Raw genomic sequence first — 19,339 nt, 5'->3', positions numbered from 1 at the left:
CGCAGGGTGAGGGTTGTCGCCGACGATCCCACCCGCGTCCGACCCAACGAGGAGACCAGATGCCGTTCTGCACCAACTGTGGCCGGCAGAACCCTGACGACGCGCGGTTCTGCTCCCAGTGCGGGACCCGTCTCGTCGGTCCCGACACCCCGGTCGCTCCGCCGACCGACGTGACGGCGACGATCCAGTTCGGCGGCAGCGACAAGGTCGAGACGTCCGACCGCCAGCTCAGCGCGGTGGACGCCGCCGCGGTCGACGCGCTGCCGGTCGGGCACGCGCTGCTCGTGGTGCAGAAGGGCCCGGGCGCCGGCAGCCGCTTCCTGCTCGACCAGGACGAGGTCACGGCCGGCCGGCACCCGCAGAGCGCGATCTTCCTGGACGACGTGACCGTGTCGAGGTCGCACGCGATCTTCCGGCGCACGCCGGCGGGCTACACGGTCGAGGACGCGGGCAGCCTCAACGGCACCTACGTCAACCGCAACCGGATCGAGAAGGTCGAGCTGCACGACGGCGACGAGGTCCAGGTCGGCAAGTACCGCCTCGTCTACTTCTCCGGGCACGACGACGCCTGAGCCCCTGACTGATGGTCGAACCGCAGCCGCAACGCGTCCTCGGGGACGAGCGCGCCCTGCTCAACATCGGGCAGGTGCTCGACCGTCTCCACGAGGACTTCCCGTCCGTCACGATCCCGAAGATCCGGTTCCTCGAGAGCGAGGGCCTGATCAAGCCGGAGCGGACGCCCGCCGGCTACCGGAAGTTCGCGGCCTCCGACGTCGAGCGGCTGCGCTACATCCTGCGGATGCAGCGTGACTACCAGCTCCGGCTCTCGGTCATCGCCGAGCACCTCGACGCGATGGACCGCGGGCTGGAGCCCCCGCAGATCGAGGCGATCATCCCGACCGTGCCGAAGGTGCCGATGGGCGTCGACGGGCTGCCGTCGCCGGAGTCGTTCCGCCGCACCGACAACATCCGGCTGTCCCGCAAGGAGCTGCTCAAGATCGCGGAGATCTCCGAGTCGGTCCTCACCGAGCTCGAGGGCTTCGGCCTGGTCACGGCCAGCCGCACGGGCCACTTCGACTCCGACGCGCTCGTCATCGCCGAGACCGCCCGCGAGCTCGCCGAGTTCGGCCTGGAGCCGCGGCACCTGCGCGCCTTCCGCGCCGCCGCGGATCGGGAGGTGGGCCTGGTCCAGCAGGTCACCGAGCCGGTACGCCGCTCCCGCGACGGTGCCGCCGCCGCCCGCGCCGAGGAGACCGCGAGCGAGATCGCCGCGCTCTCGGTGAAGCTGCACGCGACCCTCGTCAAGGCGGGCCTGCGCCGCTCCGTCTGATGGGTCGAGCGCGTCGCCGCCCATGGCGCTTTCGCCGTGTCCGGTCCGTCGCTGGCGCTCCGGCCCGGACGCGTCCTCGAGCGCCGCGGCGCCGCGCTGCCGGCCTCGATGTGCGCGAGTAGGGTGGAGGTGTGCGCGAGGTGGATGTCATGGGAGTCAGGGTCGAGATGCCCTCGAACCAGCCGATCGTGCTGCTGCGCGAGGTCGTCGGGGATCGCTACCTGCCGATCTGGATCGGGGCGGTCGAGGCCACGGCCATCGCGTTCGCCCAGCAGGGCGTGGTGCCACCGCGGCCGCTGACCCACGACCTGATGAAGGACATCCTCGCCGCGACCGGAGCCGAGCTCTCCGAGGTGCGGATCACCGACGTCCGCGACGGCGTCTTCTACGCCACCCTGGTGTTCGCCGACGGGGTCGAGGTGAGTGCCCGGCCGTCCGACTCGATCGCCCTGGCGCTGCGCACCGGGACCACCATCGTGTGCGCCGAGGAGGTCCTCGACGAGGCCGGTCTGGCGGTGCCGGCGGAGCAGGACGAGGAGGTGGAGAAGTTCCGTGACTTCCTCGACCACGTGTCTCCGGAGGACTTCGAGTAGGGGTCGTCAGAACCCTCAAGTTCAACTTGAGGGTGAGAGATCTGCGACACGCCCTGCAACGTCTTTGACCGGTGTCGTGCCCGCGCCGTACCGTCGTGTCTTGTCAGCACCGAGGCCTTGGAGGACCGAGTGAACGAGCAGCAGCCGGACCAGTCACTGGAGTCCGCCGCCACGGCTGTGGCGGAGGAGCAGGGTCTGCTCTTCACCGACGACGTCTCCCCGCTGCCCAGCGACCTGGGCTACCGCGGCCCGACCGCGTGCAACGCCGCCGGCATCACCTACCGCCAGCTCGACTACTGGGCCCGCACCGGCCTGATCGAGCCGAGCGTCCGCGGCGCCAAGGGCTCCGGCTCGCAGCGGCTCTACAGCTTCCGCGACATCCTCATCCTCAAGGTCATCAAGCGCCTCCTCGACGCCGGTATCTCGCTGCAGCAGGTCCGCACCGCGGTCGGCCACCTGCGTGAGCGCGGCACCGACGACCTGACCCAGGTCACCCTGATGAGCGACGGCGCCTCGGTCTACGAGTGCACCACCAATGACGAGGTCATCGACCTGCTGCAGGGTGGTCAGGGCGTCTTCGGCATCGCCATCGGTGGCGTGTGGCGCGAGATCGAGGGCACCCTCGCCGCGCTCCCCAGCGAGCGCGCCAACGAGACGGCGCCCGCCGCGCCGGTCGAGGGCGATGAGCTGGCTGCGCGACGGGCGGCTCGCCTGGCCTGAGTCTCGACACGCTCGACCACCGGGCCGCAGCTGTGCGTGAAGGGTGGGCCGCACCGGCCCGCCCTTCGTCCATTTCCGCTACCGATTGGTAGCCTTGAGCTGCTGCTGATCCCACGCGGGAGAGTCGGGCTCCGTGCCCGCGCCGAAGGGGCAATTCCTCCCCGGAACCTCTCAGGCACCCGGACCGCGAGGAGCAGGCGACTCTGGAGGCACCTGGCGACAGAGGGGGAGGGCTCGATCCGTCGATCCAAGGAGCCTTCCGCCCGATGAGCGTGCCCTTCCTCAACCGTCACCTCGGCCCCGACGACCAGCAGGTCGCCACGATGCTGGACCGCCTCGGGTACGACTCGCTGCAGGCGCTGATGGACGCCGCGGTCCCGAAGGCGATCCGCACCGACGTACCGCTGGACCTGCCGGCCGGTGTCAGCGAGGAGGAGGCTGCCGCCGAGCTGCGTGCGCTCGCGGCGTCCAACGTGCCCGGCGAGGCGATGATCGGGCTCGGCTACCACGCGACGGTGACGCCCGCGGTCATCCGCCGCAACGTGCTCGAGGACCCGAGCTGGTACACCGCGTACACGCCGTACCAGCCGGAGATCTCGCAGGGCCGGCTCGAGGCCCTCATCAACTTCCAGACCATGGTCGCCGACCTCACCGGCATGGCGCTGGCCGGCTCGTCGCTGCTCGACGAGGGCACCGCCGCCGCCGAGGCGCTCGGCCTGGTCCACCGCGTCCTGCGCAAGGCCGAGGGGCCGTTCGTGATCGACGCCGACGCGCTGCCGCAGACGATCGACGTGGTCCGCACCCGCGCCGAGGGTCTGGGTATCGAGGTCGCCGTCGCGGACCTGACCGACGGCCTGCCCGAGGGCCCCGTGTCCGGCGTCCTGGTCCAGTACCCCGGCGCGTCCGGCCGGATCCTCGACCCGCGCCCGCTCATCGAAGAGGCGCACGCCCGGGGTGGTCTCGCCGTCGTGGCCGCCGACCCGCTGGCGCTCACCCTGCTCGAGTCGCCCGGCGAGCTCGGCGCCGACGTCGTCGTCGGCTCGACCCAGCGCTTCGGCGTCCCGATGTTCTACGGCGGCCCGCACGCCGGCTTCATGGCCGTGCGCGAGGGCCTCGAGCGGCAGCTGCCCGGACGCCTGGTCGGTGTCTCCATCGACGCGGAGGGGCGCCCGGCGTACCGGCTCGCCCTGCAGACCCGCGAGCAGCACATCCGCCGCGACAAGGCGACCTCCAACATCTGCACCGCCCAGGTGCTGCTTGCCGTCACCGCCGGCATGTACGCCGTCTACCACGGCCCCGACGGCCTCCGCGCGATCGCGGGCGACATCCACAAGCTCGCCGCCCGCGCCGCGGCGTCGCTGCAGGATGCCGGGTTCGAGCTCGTCGCGGACGAGTTCTTCGACACGATCCAGGTGCGCGTCCCCGGCCGCGCCGAGGCGATCGTCGGCGCAGCTCGCGCGGAGGGCCTGCACCTGCGGCTGGTCGACGCAGACACGGTCGGCATCGCCTTCGGCGAGACCGCCGGCGCTCCGACGCTGCGGGCGCTGCACACCGCGTTCGGCGTGACGCCGACCCAGGTCGAGCCGCTCGCGGCACTGCCTGCCGAGCTCGCCCGCACGACCGAGTTCATGACGCACGACGTGTTCCACAGCCACCGCAGCGAGACCGCGATGCTGCGCTACCTGCACAAGCTGTCGAGCCGCGACTACGCGCTCGACCGCGGCATGATCCCGCTCGGCTCGTGCACGATGAAGCTCAACGCGACCACCGAGATGGAGCCCATCTCGCTGCCCGGCTTCGCGAACCTGCACCCGTTCGTGCCGGCGGCGGACGCCACGGGCTACGAGCAGCTGATCACCCAGCTCGAGGGCTGGCTCGCCGAGGCGACCGGCTACGACCGCGTCTCCATCCAGCCGAACGCCGGTGCGCAGGGCGAGTTCGCGGGCATGCTCGCGATCAGGGAGTACCACGTGGCGCAGGGCCAGGCGCAGCGTGACGTCTGCCTGATCCCGTCCTCGGCGCACGGCACCAACCCGGCGTCCGCGGTCATGGCCGGCCTCAAGGTCGTCGTGGTCAAGGCGGCCGAGGACGGCACCGTCGACCTCACGGACCTGCGCGCCAAGTGCGAGCAGTACTCCACCACGCTCGCTGCGATCATGGTGACCTACCCCTCGACGCACGGCGTCTACGAGGAGACGATCACCGAGCTGTGCGACATCGTCCACGAGCACGGTGGCCAGGTGTACATCGACGGCGCGAACTTCAACGCGTTGCTCGGGTACGCCAAGCCCGGTCAGTTCGGTGGCGACGTCTCGCACCTGAACCTGCACAAGACCTTCTGCATCCCGCACGGTGGCGGTGGTCCCGGCGTGGGCCCGGTCGCGGTGCGCGAGCACCTGGCGCCGTACCTGCCGACCCACGTGCTGCACCCGGACGCCTCGCGGCGTGAAGGCACCGGCGCGATCAGCGCGGCGCCGTACGGCTCCGCGGGGATCCTCCCGATCTCGTGGGCCTACATCCGGATGATGGGCGGCGAGGGCCTCACCGTCGCGACGTCGATCGCGGTGCTGTCCGCCAACTACGTGGCGGCCCGTCTGGGCGAGCACTACCCGGTGCTCTACCGCGGCGAGTCCGGCCTGGTCGCCCACGAGTGCATCCTCGACCTGCGCGACATCACCAAGGACACCGGCGTGACCGTCGACGACGTCGCGAAGCGGCTCATCGACTACGGCTTCCACGCCCCGACCATGTCGTTCCCGGTCGCCGGCACGCTGATGGTCGAGCCGACCGAGTCCGAGGACCTGCACGAGCTGGACCGGTTCTGCGACGCGATGATCGCGATCAAGCGCGAGATCGACAAGGTCGCGTCGGGGGAGTGGACCGCGGACGACTCGCCGCTGCGGCACGCCCCGCACACCGGCCGCGCGCTCGTCGGCGACTGGGACCGGCCGTACTCCCGGGAGGTCGGCGTCTTCCCGGCCGGCATGGCCGAGGCCGCCGACAAGTACTGGCCGCCGGTCGCCCGCATCGACCAGGCGTACGGCGACCGGAACCTGGTCTGCGCCTGCCCGCCGCTCGACGCGTACGCCGAGACCGACGCGTGACCGCTCTCCTCGACAGCACCGCGGCGGCGGCCCTCCGGGTCGTCGCCGCGGCACAGTCCGACGCCCGGCTCCCGTCGGTGTCCGCAGGGATCGTGCGGGACGGCGAGCTGGTGTGGTCGGCCGGTCGCGGCCGGCTCGTGCGCCGGGGCAGCGACACCCGCCCGGACACCGACACCCAGTACAAGATCGGCTCGGTCACCAAGACGATGACCGCCGCGCTCGTGATGCTGGCACGGGAGCGCGGCCGGCTGGCGCTGTCCGACCCGTTGGGCCGGTTCCTCCCGGACGGCCCGTACGCCGACACCACGATCCGGTCGTTGCTGAGCCACTCCGGCGGGCTGACCGCGGAGCCGCACGGCACCTGGTGGGAGCGGACGGAGGGCGGCGACCTCGCTGCTCTCGTCGCCGCGCACGCGGATGCGACTCCGGTGCTCGAGCCGGGCGCCCAGCTCCACTACTCGAACCTCGGCTACGGCCTGCTCGGTGCGGTGGTCGAGAAGATCTGGGACCGGCCGTGGTGGGAGGTCCTCCAGGCGGAGGTCCTCACGCCGCTGGGCATGCGGCGGACGTCGTACCAGTGGGTCGAGCCGGCGGCCGAGGGCTTCGCCGTCGACGCGCTCACCGGGGAGGCGCACGCCGAGCCGCTGCCGGACACCGGCGCGATGGCGCCGGCCGGCCAGCTGTGGAGCACGGTCGCCGACCTCGCGACCTGGCTGACGGCGCTCGTGGACGCCGACCGCTCGATCCTGTCGGCGGCGTCGCTGGCGGCGATGGCGACACCGCAGTCGGGTGGTCCCGACGGGACGACGTGGGGTCTGGGCGTCGAGATCGACGTCGTGGACGGCACCACCTTCATCGGGCACGGTGGGTCGATGCCCGGCTTCTGCTGCAACGTCCTGGTCGAGGTCGACTCGGGGATCGGCGCCGTCGTGCTGAGCAACGGCGCCTACGGTCTCGGCGCGACGGCCGGTGACCTCGTCGACCTCGTGCGCGCGGCCGAGCCGCCGCTGCCGGCCGAGTGGGAGCCGACGAGCGACGTACCGGCGGCGGTGCGGGAGATCGTCGGCACGTGGCACTGGGGTCACGCGCCGTCCGTCGCCACCTGGGACGGATCACAGCTCGCCGTGGCGCCGCCGGCGGGCCCGGGACGTCGGATGTCGTTCGCGCCCCAGCCGGACGGCACCTGGCTCGGCACGTCGGGCTACCTGACCGGGGAGACGCTGCGGGTGTGCCGCCGTGAGGACGGCGCGATCAGCCACCTGGAGTGCGCGACGTTCGTCTGGACCCGCACGCCCTACGACCCGCAGGCACCGATCCCCGGGGGCGTCGTCGCCGGCTGACGACCGGCGGTGCATGATGGGCCGGTGAACGAGAACACGTTCCAGTTTGCCTGGTTCCAGCAGACCGATGCCGGTTTCGACCCCCTGCCGCTCGCCCGGAGCCTGTGGCGCTCCGACCAGATGCACGGGGTCGCCGTCAGCGGGCTGCTCGCTCGCGCCCTCGAGCACGCGGTCGCGGACGCCGGCCGGACCGGGCTGGTCCCGGCGCGCTACCACGTCGACCTGTTCCGGCCCGCGCGGATGGTGACCACCACGGCGTCGGCGTCGGTCGTGCGCGAGGGGCCGCGACTGCTCCTGCTGGACGCGGTGGTCGAGCAGGACGGTGAGGTCGTCGCACGTGCGACCGCGACCTTCCTCGCACCCTCGCAGGCTGCACCCGGTGCGGTGTGGGCCGCCTCGGACCGCCCGGTGCCGCCACCGCCCGCTGTGCTCCCGGAGCCGGGGGAGCACCACGTGCCGATGTTCGCCAGCACAGCGCCGTGGTCGGACGACTTCGGGCAGCACCAGAACGCCGGGCGTCACCAGACCTGGCAGACCGCGGTCCCGATCGTGCTGGGCGAGGCGTGCACGCCGTTCCAGGCCGTCGCCTCGATCGCCGACGCGACCAGCATGGTGACGAACTGGGGGAGCGGGGGCGTCGAGCACATCAACACCGACATCAGCCTGGCGCTGTCCCGCCTACCGGACGGGGTGCGGCTGGGGCTGCGGGCCACCGACCACGTCGCGTCCGACGGCATCGCCGTCGGCACGGCGGAGGTGTACGACGGCACCGGCCCGATCGGCACCGCGACCGTCACGGCGCTGGCCAACACCCGACGGACCGTCGACCTGCGCGGTGGAGTGCACGACCACGGCAGCGCCTGAGGATCGGTCGTCAGCCGTCCACGTGGAAGCTGCAGCTGACGCGGCCGATGATGGTGCGGGGTGCACCCGACGGTGCTGGACGGTCTCGGCTGTCGAGGTGGTCGCTGTACAGCTGCGAGAACCGGACGGTGTGGGCGGTGTCGGCGGGGTCGGCGACGCTGAACACGTAGTAGCCGCCGCTCACGCCCTGCCGAGTCAGCTCGGCTGAACCCTGGCCGTAGTACGGGACGGTGGTGGCCGCGGTCGCACCGTCGACGGTGATCGTCGTGCGCCGCAGCTTCGGCAGGTAGAGCGCCTCGTGCGGGGCTCCGAACCTCGGCCAGCTCACGAACGTCCCCACGTCGAAGCGCGTGGTCAGGGGCAGAACCAACCAGCTGCGACCGGCCGGTGCCCACCCGTGCCCGGCTGCGTAGGGGACATCGAGGATCGGGCCGGGCAGCTCGAGGTGCGGGCTGCTCGCGCTGGGCCCGGGGTCGAGCTGCCCGGCGCTCAGGCGGACGCGGGCCGACGTGCACCGGCTCAGGTCCTGGGTGCCGAGGGCCAGCGAGGTCGGAGCGTAGTAGGGCGCCGCTGCGGCGTGGTCGGCGTCGTCGCGGCCGAGTCCGATGCGCTGGGTCGTGCCGTCGAAGGTGACCTCGACGTCCAGGGTCCGTGGTGTGCCCGGAAGAGCGACGTACACCGCCTCGCTGGGGTCCAGCAGGTCGTGGACCGACGGCAGGGTGTACCGCCGGCCGTCGGCGACGAGGGCCAGCGTCGGGGCGGCTGAACCGCTGACCGCCGTCACCTCGTCGGGGATCCCGGGGCGCACCACCCGCGCGAGGTCGAGGCCGACGAAGCGGCCGCCGCCGGCGACGCCGGCCTTCACCTCGTCCCCCTGGTCCGGCGAGGAGACGATCGCGTCCCGGGGGAGCGCGGAGAGAGCGGTGGTGAACGCCAGGCTGTACGACGCGTTCGGCACCTCGAACCGCACGCTGTCGGCGGGCGACGCGAGCTCGTCGACGTCGATCACGCTGCCGGCGTGGATGCCGGACGCTACGGTGCGCCACACCACGACGCCGATGACCAGGAGCACGGCCACGACGGCCACCGTTGAGCCCAGCACGATCTTCTTCACGCCGCGAGCGTCCCCGGCTCAGCGGTGGGCCACACCTCAGCCCGCGTCGCGGTCCTCGACGATCTCGGCGTCCGTGATCTCTGCCGCCTGTCCTGAGCCTGTCGAGGAGAAGTCGAAGGTGAGCTCGTCGCGCTCGATGTCGGCGATGGCCTCGAAGTCGCCGGCGGTCAGCGACCGCGGCGCCTCCTCCAGCTCCATGGGCGCCGGGATCGTCGAGATCGGGTCGGCGGCGTTGAGCTTCCGCGCGGCCGGAAGCACGGAGCGCTCGAGCGACCCCGTGAAGGCGTTGTAGTCCTTGACGCTGCGCTGGATCGAGCGGCCGAGCTTGTCGACGTGCTCGGCGAGCTTGAGGATGCGCCGGTAGAGCTGCTGGCCGAGCTCGAAGAGGTGCTGGGCGTCCTCGGTGAGGGCCTCCTGCTTCCAGGTGAACGCCACGGTCTTGAGCAGGCCCCACAGGTTGGTCGGGGTGGCGAGCACGATGCCCTGCTTGAAGGCGTGCTCCATCAGCGAGGGGTCGACCTCGAGCGCGGCGTTCAGCAGCTGCTCGTTCGGGATGAACGCGACGGTGAACTCCGGGCTCACGTCCAGACCGGTCCAGTAGCCCTTCCTCGCCAGCACGTCCACGTGTCCGCGCACCTTGCGGGCGTGGTCCTCCAGCAGGCGCTGGCGCGCCTCCGGATCGATGCCCTCGCGCTGCGCGTCCATGAACGCGTTGTAGGGAACCTTGGCGTCGATCGCCATCTGCTTGCCGCCGGGCAGGTTGATGACCATGTCCGGGCGACGGTCACCCGAGTCGGCGACGACGGAGGCCTGCAGGTCGAAGTCGACGCGATTCAGCAGGCCGGCGGTCTCGACGAGGGTGCGCAGCTGGGTCTCGCCCCACGCGCCGCGCACCGCGTTGTTCTTGAGCACCTGGGAGAGCGTGTCGGCAGCCTTGCGCGACTCCTCCACGGAGCGCTGGGTCTGCTGGATCTGGGTGGCCAGCTCGGTGTGCTGCTTGACCCGCGCCCGCTCCAGGTCGTCGACCTTGCCCTGCATCGAGCGGAGGTGCTCGAGCACGGGCGTGAGCGTCTTGAGCACCTGGGTCTGGCCGGACTCGGCCTTCTCGCGCTCGGCCTGGGTGCGGCGGCCTTCCTCCACGAGCTGCCGGTGCTGGGCCTGCGCCTGGGCGAGGGCCTCGCGCAGCTCGGTCAGCGTGGCCTGCGCGCTGGCGAGCTCGGACTGGAGCGCGCTGCGGTTGCCCGCCTCCTGCTCCCGCACCCGCGCGAGCGCGGCGTCGAGGTGGGCCTGGCCGAGCTGCTCGGCAGCGGCCGCCGACTGACGCAGCGCGACGGCGTCGGCGTGTGCCTCGACCAGCTCGGTGCGCGTCCGGGCGAGCTCGTCGCGCAGCGGACCGGCCGCCACCTCGGCGCGCTGCCGCATCGCCAGTGCGCCGACGACCGCGCCGACCACGAGACCCATCAGGAGCACCACGACCACCATGCGTCAATCCAAACAGGAACGGCCGACACAATCCCTCGGCCACGCCGGGCCACCGCCTGTGGGAACCTTCCGCCATGCGTCCCTGGACCGATGTCCCGCCTCAGCCCGGCCGGCGGTTCGTGATCACCGGAGCCAACTCGGGCATCGGCCTGTCGACCGCCCAGATCCTCGGGTCGCGCGGGGCTCAGGTCGTGCTCGCGTGCCGGAACCTCGAGAAGGCCGAGGCGGCCGCACGCACGGTCCCCGGCTACGCCCGGGGTCGGGTGGAGGTACGCCGGATCGACGTCTCCGACCTCGACTCGGTCCGCGCCTTCGCGGCGGACCTCGACGGCCCGGTCGACGTGCTCGTCAACAACGCCGGGGTCCTCGGCGTGCCGCACCGCGTCACCGCGGCGGGCGTGGAGGAGCACTTCGCGGCGAACCACCTCGGGCACTTCCTGCTGACCCAGCTGCTGCTGCCGAGGATCACCGACCGGGTCGTGGTCACCGGGTCGCGCGAGCACCGCCGCGGCGTGCTGGACCTCGACGACCTGGCCTGGGAGCGGCGGCCGTACGCGGTCTTCCCGGCGTACGCCGCCAGCAAGCTCGCCTGCCTGCTCTTCATGGCCGAGCTCGACCGCCGCCTGCGTGCCGAGGGCTCGTCGGTCCGTTCGGTCGGCGCCCACCCGGGCGCGACGGCCAGCGGCATCACCGGCAGCACCGGCAACCCGCTCGTGACCGCGATCGCCGAGTGGGGCCACCACCTGGTCGGGATGCCGACCTGGCGCGGTGCGCTCAACACCGTCTACGCGGCCACCATGGACGTGCCGGGCAACAGCTACACCGGCCCGCACGGCCGGACCGAGCTCTACGGCTGGCCGGCCCCGGCGAAGCGGTCAAAGAAGGCAGAGGACGCGGGCCTGGCCCGCGCCCTCTGGGAGGTCTCCGAGGAGCTGGTCAGCCGACGCTGACCGACGTGATCTTCACGTGGTCCTTCGGCGCGCCATCGCCGGTGCCGGTCGTCTCGCCGTCCTTCGCGACCTTCTTGAGCACGGTCATGCCGGCGGCGGAGATGGTGCCGAAGACCGTGTAGTTCGGCTGCTGGTCGAGCGCGTCGCAGCTGCCGTAGCAGAGGAAGAACTGCGAGCCGTTGGTGTTCGGGCCGGCGTTCGCCATGGCCAGGGTGCCGGCCGGGTAGGTGTCGTGGCCCGTGGTCTCGTCGGCGAAGGAGTACCCGGGGCCGCCTCGGCCGGTGCCGGTCGGGTCGCCGCACTGCAGCACGTAGATGCCCGAGGTCGTCAGCCGGTGGCACGGGGTGTCGTCGAAGAACTTCTGGTTCGCGAGCGAGACGAACGAGTTCACGGTGCACGGGGCGTGCTGCGCGTCGAGGGTGATCGGGACGTCGCCCTCGGTCGTGTGGATGACGGCCGAGACCTTGCCCGACTCGGTCGGGGTGCTGGGCGGCGCGGACGCCTTGGTGCTGGATCCGTCGGGCAGGTAGGAGCAGGTCGTGCCGCCCGCGGCGGTCGTGGTGCCGGGGGAGGCCGGGGCCGTGGTGGTGGTCGAGGTCGTCGAGCCCGCCGGGTCGGAGGCGGTCGTGTTGCTCCCGCACGCGGCGGCGGCGAGCAGCGGCAGCAGGACGGCGGGGATGGCGAGCGCGCGCTTCAGCATGGCGGGAATCGTACGGCCCCGGTGGGTGGCCGGGCATAGGTTGGGCCCATGGACCTCGGCATCCACTACGCGAATTTCACCCACCCGGACTGGCGTTCGACGCTCACCGATCGCCTGACCGAGACCGCGAGGATCGCCGACGAGGGCGGCGTAGCGCTGTTCACCGTGATGGACCACTACTTCCAGATGATCCCGTTCGGCGGGCCGTTCGAGCCGATGCTGGAGTGCTACACCACGCTGGGCTACCTGGCGGCCGCGACGAGCGACATCGAGCTGGGCGTCCTGGTCACCGGGACGACGTACCGGCACCCCGGCCTGCTCGCCAAGATCGTCACCACCCTCGACGTGCTCTCGCGCGGGAGGGCGTGGCTCGGCATCGGCGCTGCCTGGTACGAGCGTGAGCACGAGGGGCTCGGCGTACCGTTCCCGCCGACGGCGGAGCGGTTCGAGCGGCTCGAGGAGACACTGCAGATCGCCCAGCAGATGTGGAGCGAGGACGACGGTCCGTACGTCGGCGCGCACTACCGGCTTGCCGAGACGATCTGCCTGCCGCCGCCGGTGCGGGGGAGCGTCCCGATCATGGTCGGTGGCTCGGGGGAGCGGAAGACGCTCCGCCTCGTCGCCCGGTACGCCGACGCCTGCAACCTGTTCGCGACCGACGACCCGGCGACCGTGGCGCACAAGCTGGACGTGCTGCGGGGCCACTGCGACGCGGTCGGCCGCGACTACGACTCGATCCGGAAGACGATGCTCGTGCACGAGGACCCGACCGCGGATCCCGCGGCATTCCTGAGGAAGATGGAGTCCTACGCCTCGCTCGGCATCGACCTGGTGACCATGATGCCGCCGACCGACGACCCGGTCGCGTGGACCTCGGCCATGGCCGAGTCGGTCGTCAACCCGCTGAAGGAGCTCGGATGACCACCCTGGAAGGTCGCGACGCCACCGCGCTGCTCGTCGTGGACGTGCAGAAGGACGTGATGAAGGCGTCGATCAACGCCGCTCCGGTGATCGCGAACATCGCGGCGCTGGTCGATCGCGCGCGGGCAGCGGACGTGCCGGTGGTGTGGGTGCAGCACTCCGACGACGACCTGCCGCGGGGGAGCGAGGGCTGGGAGTACGTCCCGGAACTCGTCGCGGCCGCGGGCGAGCCGGTGATCCACAAGCGGTACGGCGACTCCTTCGAGGCGACCGACCTGGAGGAGGTGCTGGCGGAGCGGGGCGTCGGCCACCTCGTGGTGGCGGGCGCCCAGACCGACTTCTGCATCCGCTCGACGATCCACGGCGGCTTCACGCGTGGGTACGACGTCACGCTGGTCAAGGACGCGCACACGACCGAGGACCTGCGTCAGTACGGCGACTTCCCGCCGCCGGAGCAGATGATCCACTACTTCAACGAGCTCTGGGAGGGGCACTCGGGCCCGGGGCGTACCGCCGCGGTGGCAGCCACCGCGGACGTGTCGTTCGGATCCGTCTGAGATCCGTCCGGCTCGGTCCGCGGCGGCCGCCACCGGCGGCGTACGGCTAGGCCCGCTGGACGTCGAGCGAGAACTGCAGGTTGCCGGCGTCGTCGACGGCCGCGTCGAGCACCTTGTCGTCGAGCTGCTCGGCGGCGCCGGCGTCGAGGAACACCTTCGCCCCGTCCTGCTCGACGACCTGGTCCTGGGTCTGCGGGGAGGTGGCGGTCGCCACCGCGAGCCCGTCCGTGCCCTCCGCGGTGCTGATCCGGAGCGCCTCGGCGCCCGGCTGTGCCGTGATCGACTTGACGATCGTGGTGGCGTTGTCGGTGAGGGTGAGGGTCATGATTTCGCCTTCCGAGAAGTGGGCTGGTCACCTCCACCAGAACACGAACAGCGCCGCCGTTCAAGCCGGAGGCGTCGTCATGACAGGCTTTCCGCGTGCGCGCAGTGGTCACCCGGGTCTCGTCGGCGTCGGTCTGCGTGGCGGGGGAGCGCGTGGGGGAGCTGCCTGCTCCGGGGCTCCTGGTGCTGCTCGGTGTCGGCCACGACGACGGCCCCGCGGAGATCGCCTGGATGGCGCGCAAGATCTGGGGATTGCGCATCCTCGAGGGGGAGCAGTCGGCCTCGGACGTGGGCGCTCCGATCCTGGTGATCTCGCAGTTCACGCTGTACGGCGATGCCCGCAAGGGCCGTCGCCCGTCCTGGACCGAGGCCGCGCCCGGGCCTGTCTCCGAGCCTCTCTACGAGGCGTTCTGCGCCGCGCTCGGCGACCTGGGCGCGCACGTCGAGCGCGGTGTCTTCGGGGCGCACATGGAGGTCGCCTCGGTCAACGACGGACCCGTGACGATCCTGCTCGAGACGGCGGGGTCGTGAGGCGCTGATCCGCGCGGCCGGCGTCGACGATCGTGGTCAGGTGACCGGAGTGGGGGATCCGCATTCACTCACATGTGAGTGAGATCGATTCACTCACAGATGAGTGAGCGCAGCGGCGGCCTACGGTGCTCCCATGGAGGCGCATGCACGAGTTCGGGCCGCGACGGTCGACGACGACGCCGTCGTCGGGTTCGCTGCGGGGCACGTCCTGTATCCCGTCGAGGACGACCAGCCCGGGGCTCAGCTGATCGCCCTGGTCACGACGCCGGCACACCAGGGCGCCAGCGCCGGGTCCGCGTTGTGCGCGGAATTCGAGGCCTGGGCTCGGGCACGCGGCGCGGGTCGACTTCTCGTCAGCTCAGGCGAGCACCGCGTCGCGTCGCACGAGTTCTACGTGCGTCGCGGCCATCGACTTGCGGGCGTCCGGTTCGGTGTCCCGTCTCATCGAACCTGACGCATGAGAGCCCCGCTGGCCAGCGGTGCGTCGAAATGCGTGAGATAGGACCGCCGGTGGTACCCGTCGCCATTTCGAAGTCCCTTTCGCTCATCCGGGTCGCGGGACGAGGCTAAGCCAGAAGTCCGCCTCCAGGCCGGAACTTACGGCGCAGGGTATGCAGGTCAACCAGTCGAAGCGGCGACGTCATTCACGCATGAGGCGGCGCAGGTGGCCGCTCGGCGGCGTCCCGGCGGGTGGGTATACGGCAGCTGCTGCGGCCGCGGCGGCGATCCAGGCCGCGGCCGCCGCCTGGTCGGCGAGGGACTGTGGTGCTTCGCGCCTGTCTCAACGAAGCTGACAGCGCGATGGTCGTTGAGCTGCCGAGCTTCAAAGGCAAGCGAAATGCGGCCGCCCAAAAGGGCAGGGTCCTAGGCTCGCAATCATGAAGGTCCTTCGGAGCGTGGTCAGCCTGGTGACGATCGGCGTCACACTTCTACTGGCGTCGGCGCTGGTGGTCGCAGGACTCTGGTTCTACCCCGTTGTTGCTCTGGATCATGGCGGCGGCTCTGTGCCGAAGTGCACCCCGATCGTAGAGTTCTTCCAGCACAACGATCAGGCGGAATGGGAGTGGTCCGACCTCTGCTACTTTCCTGCACGCCGGCATGTTTGGCTCGGCGTCGCTGGCGGCTTGATGGTGGGAGGACCCGGCCTGGCACTCCTCATAGTAGGAGGCCGACGTGCATCGCGCGACCGTAAGAAGCCGTCGGCCAGCGAGCTCCGCACCTCATCGTCCGACTAGCAACTCGCTCGCGCCGCCGAGACCACGGTCGGGCTGTTCAAGAACGAGTTGATCCAGCGACAAGCGCCGTGGCGCGATGCCGACCGCGTCGAGATCGAGACACTCCGCTGGGTCGACCGGACTTGTTCATGTGCCCGGTTCGTCAGTCGTCCGGTTCGGGAAGGTGCTGGAACAGGGCCAGCGGGGAGGGTCCACGCCCGGACAAACTGACATAATGTCACTTATCGGCGCTTTCGTCTCGTGGCTGCTCACGACCAATCGTCGGAGCCGATGGGTTATCGGCGATCTGTGGTCAGGCGGCGATCGAGGGTCCTGGCGCTCCCTGCGGCGCGCACGCGCAGGTGTCGCTGCACGGCAGGAACGTGTGTGCGGCGTGGCCGCAGAGCTCGCACGGGCGGTCGTGCGAGAGGTGGTTCGTGCTGGTCTCGACGGTGTCCCACATGACGGCCTCCGGTGGCGTCTCGTTCCCTGTGGCGAGATCTACCTTGCTCCTCGGACCTTGCGTTCCGCTGGGTTTTCGGCAATACGGGCGCATCGTGTCGCGTTGCGGTGCTTGTGACCCACCTTGACGGCCTCGCGGCACTGACAGCATTCGCCGTGGAGCGCTTCAGCCCGATCCGGTACGACGCAGCCCACGTCGCCAGCGCTCGTGACGTCGACGCGCTGCTGGACGCCGCTCGGCTGGCGCCGTCGGCCGGGAACGCGCAGCCCTGGGCGTTCGTCGTCGGGCTCCGGGGCGACGACGTCCACCGACGGCTGGTGCGGCACCTGGCGCGCAGCTCGTCGGCGTGGGCGTCGGATGCGAGCGTCCTGGTCGCGAACCTGTCCCAGCAGCGCGTCGAGGGCACCGACCTGGAGTATTCGGAGTTCGCTCGCCACGACCTCGGGCAGGCTGTCGCGCACCTGACCTTCCAGGCTCACGCGCTGGGGCTCGCGGTGCACCAGTTCCGGGCGTTCGACCGGGACGGCGTGGCGGGCGAGTTCGACGTACCCGCGCACTGGGAGGTCACGAGCATGGCCGCGATCGGGGTCCCCCTGGGTGCGCCCGAGACGCACGCCGGAGCCGGGACGAGCCGCGAACGACGTTCGCGAACTGACATAACGTGGGCGCGGGCGCGCTAACGTCCCGCCCGTGGAGCACATCGACATCGCCGTCGACGGCGGAGCCCTGCACGCCCTGCGCTGGGGCGCCGGCCCGCGGGTCGCCGTCGCCGTGCACGGCATCACCGCGAACGCGATGTCCTGGCGGGCCGTCGCCGAGGCCCTGGCGCCCGACCGGAGCCTGGTCGCCGTCGACCTGCGTGGTCGCGGCCGTTCCCGGGACCTGCCCGGCCCGTACGACGGCGACCAGCACGCCCGCGACCTCCGCGCGGTGGTCGCGGCGACCGGTGCCCGCGTCCTCGTCGGTCACTCCCTCGGCGCCTACCTCGTGGCCGGCACGGCGCACCGGTTCCCTGGCATCGTCGACCGGCTGGTCCTCGTCGACGGCGGGCTCCCCCTCCCCACTCCCCCTGGCGCCGACCCGGACGAGCTGCTCGCGCTCACGCTGGGCCCGGCCCTCGACCGGTTGCGCGTGACGTACGCCGACGAGGACGCGTACGTCGACTTCTTCCGCATGCATCCGGCAATGGGGCCGTACTGGACTCCGGCTGTCGAGGACTACGCCCGCTATGACGCGCTGCCGGTGGCGGGCGGGGTCCGCGCGCGGGCCGTCGAGGAGGCGGTCCGGGTCTCCGGGCGCGAGCTGCTCACGCGCGGTGCGGAGATCGCCGCGGCGATCTCCTCGCTGGACGTGCCGACCGACCTGCTCGTGGCCGAGCGCGGCATGTTCGACCAGCCCGGCGGACTGCTCCCGGATGCCGCCATCGAGCAGGCGCTCGCCCAGCAGCCGCGGCTGACGCTGACCAGGCTGGCCGGTACGAACCACTACACGGTCCTCTTCGACCCGTCGGCGGCCGCGGCCGTCGCGACCGCCATCACCCGGTGAGGTCGGCGGCACGGGCCCGCTGCTTGATCTCCTCGATGACCTGGGTCTTCGCGTCGGCGTATGCGTTCATGTCGGGCCAGTCCTGCTGGGCGAGCCGCCGCTTGGTCGACTCGTAGAGCTCCCGGTCGGCGTCGTCGCTGCGCAGCCGGTCGCGCAGCAGCAGGTACTCCCCCGCCTCCGGGTCGCCGTCCTCGAGCACGTGGACGTGGACGTCGCGCTCGGGGGTGCGGACCATCCGGTGCCCGGGCTCACGCACCCGCAGCTCGTAGCCGGCGGCGAGCAGGGGCGCGAGATAGGCGTCCTCGTCGGTGATGTCGGAGACCGTGACGAGGACGTCGACGATCGGCTTGGCCGCGAGCCCGGGCACGGACGTCGATCCGATGTGCTCGATGCTGATCACCGCGGCGGCCTCGTGGATGCGGGCGCGGTGCGTCGCGTAGATCGCTGGCCAGGCAGCGTCGTACGGCGCGATGACGAGCTCGCGGTGCTCGACTCCCCCGACCAGCTCGGCGGTGGTGACGTCGTCGTGGCGGCGGCCGCGCAGCACACGCAGCAGCGCGGGCCAGGCCGCGGAGCCGAGGCGGCGGTCCGCGTCCTCAGAACCGCCGCGTGCCATCGGCTGCCCACCGGTGACGACGGGTTCGCCGGGCAGGATGGTGCGGTGCCCGGCCGCCGGGTCGGTGACGACCGTGGTGAGCAGGCCGCGAGCGGCGCGACGGTGACGGATCCGCTCGGCGTGCTCCGCGGCCGGCCAGACGCGGTCGTCCCCACCCGCGACGAGGACGAGGTCCCGGATGCGCTCGACAGGGATGGTCGCGGCGTCGAGGTCGCCGGCGAAGCGGCGCCGGGACGCGCGGTAGAGGCCGTCGTACGCCGGCGGCTCGGTCGCCGGTTCCCACGTGTCGTCGAACGGCACGAACGGAAGCGGGATGCCCTCGAGCGTCCAGTGCGAGGTCACCCGGCCGTCGTGCGTGACGCCCGCCCACACCACGTCGGACGGCGCGAATGCCACGACCGCGGCCACGTCCTCCGACAGTGAGCCGGTGAGGAGCGCGGCCTCGGCGCCGAAGGACGTACCGACCACGACGACGCGATCGCAGTCGCGCCCGAGGTGCTCCACGTGGCCCAGGAAGAGCTCCAGCGGGACCTCCCACGGGCCGTCGTGCTGCCCCGGACCGCCGAACCATCGGATCGACTCCGCGATCGCCCCCTGCTCGGCGAGCAGCCGCGCGCGGGCCCGGTCGACGCGTCCGCTCGACCCCGCGAGGACCAGGACGCCCGTCCCCGTGGCGACATCCGGCTCGCACCGGACCCCGTCGACACCGGCCAGCCCGAGCTCCCTCACGCGGCCAGCCTGCCACTCACTCGGCTCACGCAGCGAGAGCGGCCTCACCCGGTACCGGCAGCGGCACGCAGGCGCAGTCGTCGCCGCACGGCAGGTAGGTGTGTGCCGCGTGTCCGCACAGTCCACACGGGCGGTCGTGCGAGAGGTGGATGGTGCTGGTCTGAACGGTGTCCCACATGACGGCCTCCTACGTCGTCTCGTGCCTTCATGAGTACGACGAAGCGGCGACTCGGATTTCGACA

Annotated in this window: 21 protein-coding genes and 1 riboswitch; of the genes, 15 read left to right on the top strand and 6 right to left on the bottom strand. The window is 71.6% G+C overall.

Going from position 1 to position 19,339, the window contains the following annotated elements:
* The first annotated feature begins 59 nt into the window (after positions 1-59).
* The 7 genes from ACYVAQ_RS19900 to ACYVAQ_RS19870 all read left to right on the top strand — a co-directional run bounded on the left by ACYVAQ_RS19900 (position 60) and on the right by ACYVAQ_RS19870 (position 7,951).
* Entirely contained in the window at positions 60-572 is a 513-nt protein-coding gene (locus tag ACYVAQ_RS19900) for an FHA domain-containing protein (protein ID WP_460792242.1), read from the top strand.
* Positions 573-583: 11 nt separating this feature from the next.
* Positions 584-1,330 (top strand): transcriptional regulator FtsR, encoded by a 747-nt coding sequence (gene ftsR / locus ACYVAQ_RS19895; RefSeq protein ID WP_460792240.1) that lies wholly within the window; start codon positions 584-586, stop codon positions 1,328-1,330.
* Positions 1,331-1,461: 131 nt separating this feature from the next.
* Positions 1,462-1,923, top strand: a complete 462-nt coding sequence (locus ACYVAQ_RS19890; RefSeq protein WP_460792239.1) for a bifunctional nuclease family protein — start codon at positions 1,462-1,464, stop codon at positions 1,921-1,923.
* 129 nt (positions 1,924-2,052) lie between these two features.
* Positions 2,053-2,643 (top strand): MerR family transcriptional regulator, encoded by a 591-nt coding sequence (locus ACYVAQ_RS19885; RefSeq protein WP_460792238.1) that lies wholly within the window; start codon positions 2,053-2,055, stop codon positions 2,641-2,643.
* Between the two features lie 106 nt (positions 2,644-2,749).
* Positions 2,750-2,840, top strand: a riboswitch (glycine riboswitch).
* A 69-nt stretch (positions 2,841-2,909) separates the two neighbouring features.
* Positions 2,910-5,747, top strand: a complete 2,838-nt coding sequence (gene gcvP, locus ACYVAQ_RS19880) for an aminomethyl-transferring glycine dehydrogenase (RefSeq protein ID WP_460792237.1) — start codon at positions 2,910-2,912, stop codon at positions 5,745-5,747.
* The gene (locus tag ACYVAQ_RS19875; RefSeq protein WP_460792236.1) at positions 5,744-7,087 is read left to right on the top strand and encodes a serine hydrolase domain-containing protein; all 1,344 of its coding nucleotides are present in this window, start codon (positions 5,744-5,746) and stop codon (positions 7,085-7,087) included. The genes gcvP and ACYVAQ_RS19875 overlap by 4 nt, the downstream gene beginning before the upstream one ends.
* 24 nt (positions 7,088-7,111) lie before the next feature.
* Positions 7,112-7,951, top strand: coding sequence for an acyl-CoA thioesterase domain-containing protein (locus ACYVAQ_RS19870; RefSeq protein WP_460792235.1), 840 nt, complete (start codon positions 7,112-7,114; stop codon positions 7,949-7,951).
* 10 nt (positions 7,952-7,961) lie between these two features.
* Here the strand turns inward: ACYVAQ_RS19870 and ACYVAQ_RS19865 are convergent, their stop codons facing one another.
* Positions 7,962-9,065 carry a hypothetical protein gene (locus ACYVAQ_RS19865; protein WP_460792234.1) on the bottom strand — a complete coding sequence of 368 codons (1,104 nt, stop codon included), beginning with the start codon at positions 9,063-9,065 and terminating at the stop codon, positions 7,962-7,964.
* A gap of 36 nt (positions 9,066-9,101) precedes the next feature.
* Positions 9,102-10,547 carry a DNA recombination protein RmuC gene (locus ACYVAQ_RS19860; protein ID WP_460792233.1) on the bottom strand — a complete coding sequence of 482 codons (1,446 nt, stop codon included), beginning with the start codon at positions 10,545-10,547 and terminating at the stop codon, positions 9,102-9,104.
* A gap of 74 nt (positions 10,548-10,621) precedes the next feature.
* Between ACYVAQ_RS19860 and ACYVAQ_RS19855 the strand changes: the two genes are divergently transcribed.
* Positions 10,622-11,497: an SDR family NAD(P)-dependent oxidoreductase gene (locus ACYVAQ_RS19855; protein ID WP_460792232.1), complete on the top strand. Its 876-nt coding sequence runs from the start codon at positions 10,622-10,624 to the stop codon at positions 11,495-11,497.
* On the opposite strand, the gene ACYVAQ_RS19850 is transcribed toward ACYVAQ_RS19855, so the two are convergent.
* The gene (locus tag ACYVAQ_RS19850; RefSeq protein ID WP_460792231.1) at positions 11,484-12,197 is read right to left on the bottom strand and encodes a peptidylprolyl isomerase; all 714 of its coding nucleotides are present in this window, start codon (positions 12,195-12,197) and stop codon (positions 11,484-11,486) included. The two genes, ACYVAQ_RS19855 and ACYVAQ_RS19850, sit on opposite strands and share 14 nt — an antisense overlap.
* A gap of 48 nt (positions 12,198-12,245) precedes the next feature.
* On the opposite strand from ACYVAQ_RS19850, the gene ACYVAQ_RS19845 reads away from it, so the two are divergent.
* Positions 12,246-13,118, top strand: coding sequence for an LLM class F420-dependent oxidoreductase (locus ACYVAQ_RS19845; protein WP_460792230.1), 873 nt, complete (start codon positions 12,246-12,248; stop codon positions 13,116-13,118).
* The gene (locus tag ACYVAQ_RS19840; RefSeq protein ID WP_460792229.1) at positions 13,115-13,675 is read left to right on the top strand and encodes a cysteine hydrolase family protein; all 561 of its coding nucleotides are present in this window, start codon (positions 13,115-13,117) and stop codon (positions 13,673-13,675) included. Before ACYVAQ_RS19845 ends, ACYVAQ_RS19840 begins: the two co-directional genes overlap by 4 nt.
* A gap of 46 nt (positions 13,676-13,721) precedes the next feature.
* Here ACYVAQ_RS19840 and ACYVAQ_RS19835 read toward each other — a convergent pair whose 3' ends face one another.
* On the bottom strand, positions 13,722-14,000 hold the full coding sequence (locus ACYVAQ_RS19835) for a Fe-S cluster assembly protein HesB (RefSeq protein WP_460792228.1): 279 nt from the start codon (positions 13,998-14,000) through the stop codon (positions 13,722-13,724).
* A 95-nt stretch (positions 14,001-14,095) separates the two neighbouring features.
* Between ACYVAQ_RS19835 and dtd the strand changes: the two genes are divergently transcribed.
* The 5 genes from dtd (at position 14,096) to ACYVAQ_RS19810 (ending at position 17,752) form a co-directional block, all read left to right on the top strand.
* On the top strand, positions 14,096-14,530 hold the full coding sequence (gene dtd / locus ACYVAQ_RS19830) for a D-aminoacyl-tRNA deacylase (protein ID WP_460792227.1): 435 nt from the start codon (positions 14,096-14,098) through the stop codon (positions 14,528-14,530).
* Positions 14,531-14,663: 133 nt separating this feature from the next.
* On the top strand, positions 14,664-14,984 hold the full coding sequence (locus ACYVAQ_RS19825; protein ID WP_460792305.1) for a GNAT family N-acetyltransferase: 321 nt from the start codon (positions 14,664-14,666) through the stop codon (positions 14,982-14,984).
* 424 nt (positions 14,985-15,408) lie between these two features.
* On the top strand, positions 15,409-15,765 hold the full coding sequence (locus tag ACYVAQ_RS19820) for a hypothetical protein (RefSeq protein ID WP_460792226.1): 357 nt from the start codon (positions 15,409-15,411) through the stop codon (positions 15,763-15,765).
* A gap of 597 nt (positions 15,766-16,362) precedes the next feature.
* Entirely contained in the window at positions 16,363-16,887 is a 525-nt protein-coding gene (locus ACYVAQ_RS19815; RefSeq protein ID WP_460792225.1) for a nitroreductase family protein, read from the top strand.
* A gap of 10 nt (positions 16,888-16,897) precedes the next feature.
* On the top strand, positions 16,898-17,752 hold the full coding sequence (locus ACYVAQ_RS19810; RefSeq protein WP_460792224.1) for an alpha/beta hydrolase: 855 nt from the start codon (positions 16,898-16,900) through the stop codon (positions 17,750-17,752).
* Here ACYVAQ_RS19810 and ACYVAQ_RS19805 read toward each other — a convergent pair.
* Together ACYVAQ_RS19805 and ACYVAQ_RS19800 are read right to left on the bottom strand one after the other, a co-directional pair.
* The gene (locus ACYVAQ_RS19805; RefSeq protein ID WP_460792223.1) at positions 17,742-19,097 is read right to left on the bottom strand and encodes a GrpB family protein; all 1,356 of its coding nucleotides are present in this window, start codon (positions 19,095-19,097) and stop codon (positions 17,742-17,744) included. The two genes, ACYVAQ_RS19810 and ACYVAQ_RS19805, sit on opposite strands and share 11 nt — an antisense overlap.
* Before the next feature lie 25 nt (positions 19,098-19,122).
* Positions 19,123-19,275 (bottom strand): hypothetical protein, encoded by a 153-nt coding sequence (locus tag ACYVAQ_RS19800; RefSeq protein ID WP_460792222.1) that lies wholly within the window; start codon positions 19,273-19,275, stop codon positions 19,123-19,125.
* Positions 19,276-19,339: the final 64 nt, after the last annotated feature.

This window comes from Nocardioides maradonensis (assembly GCF_054777115.1).
Note: the sequence above shows the minus strand (reverse complement) of the source record. Positions and strands in the feature narration are given on the sequence as shown.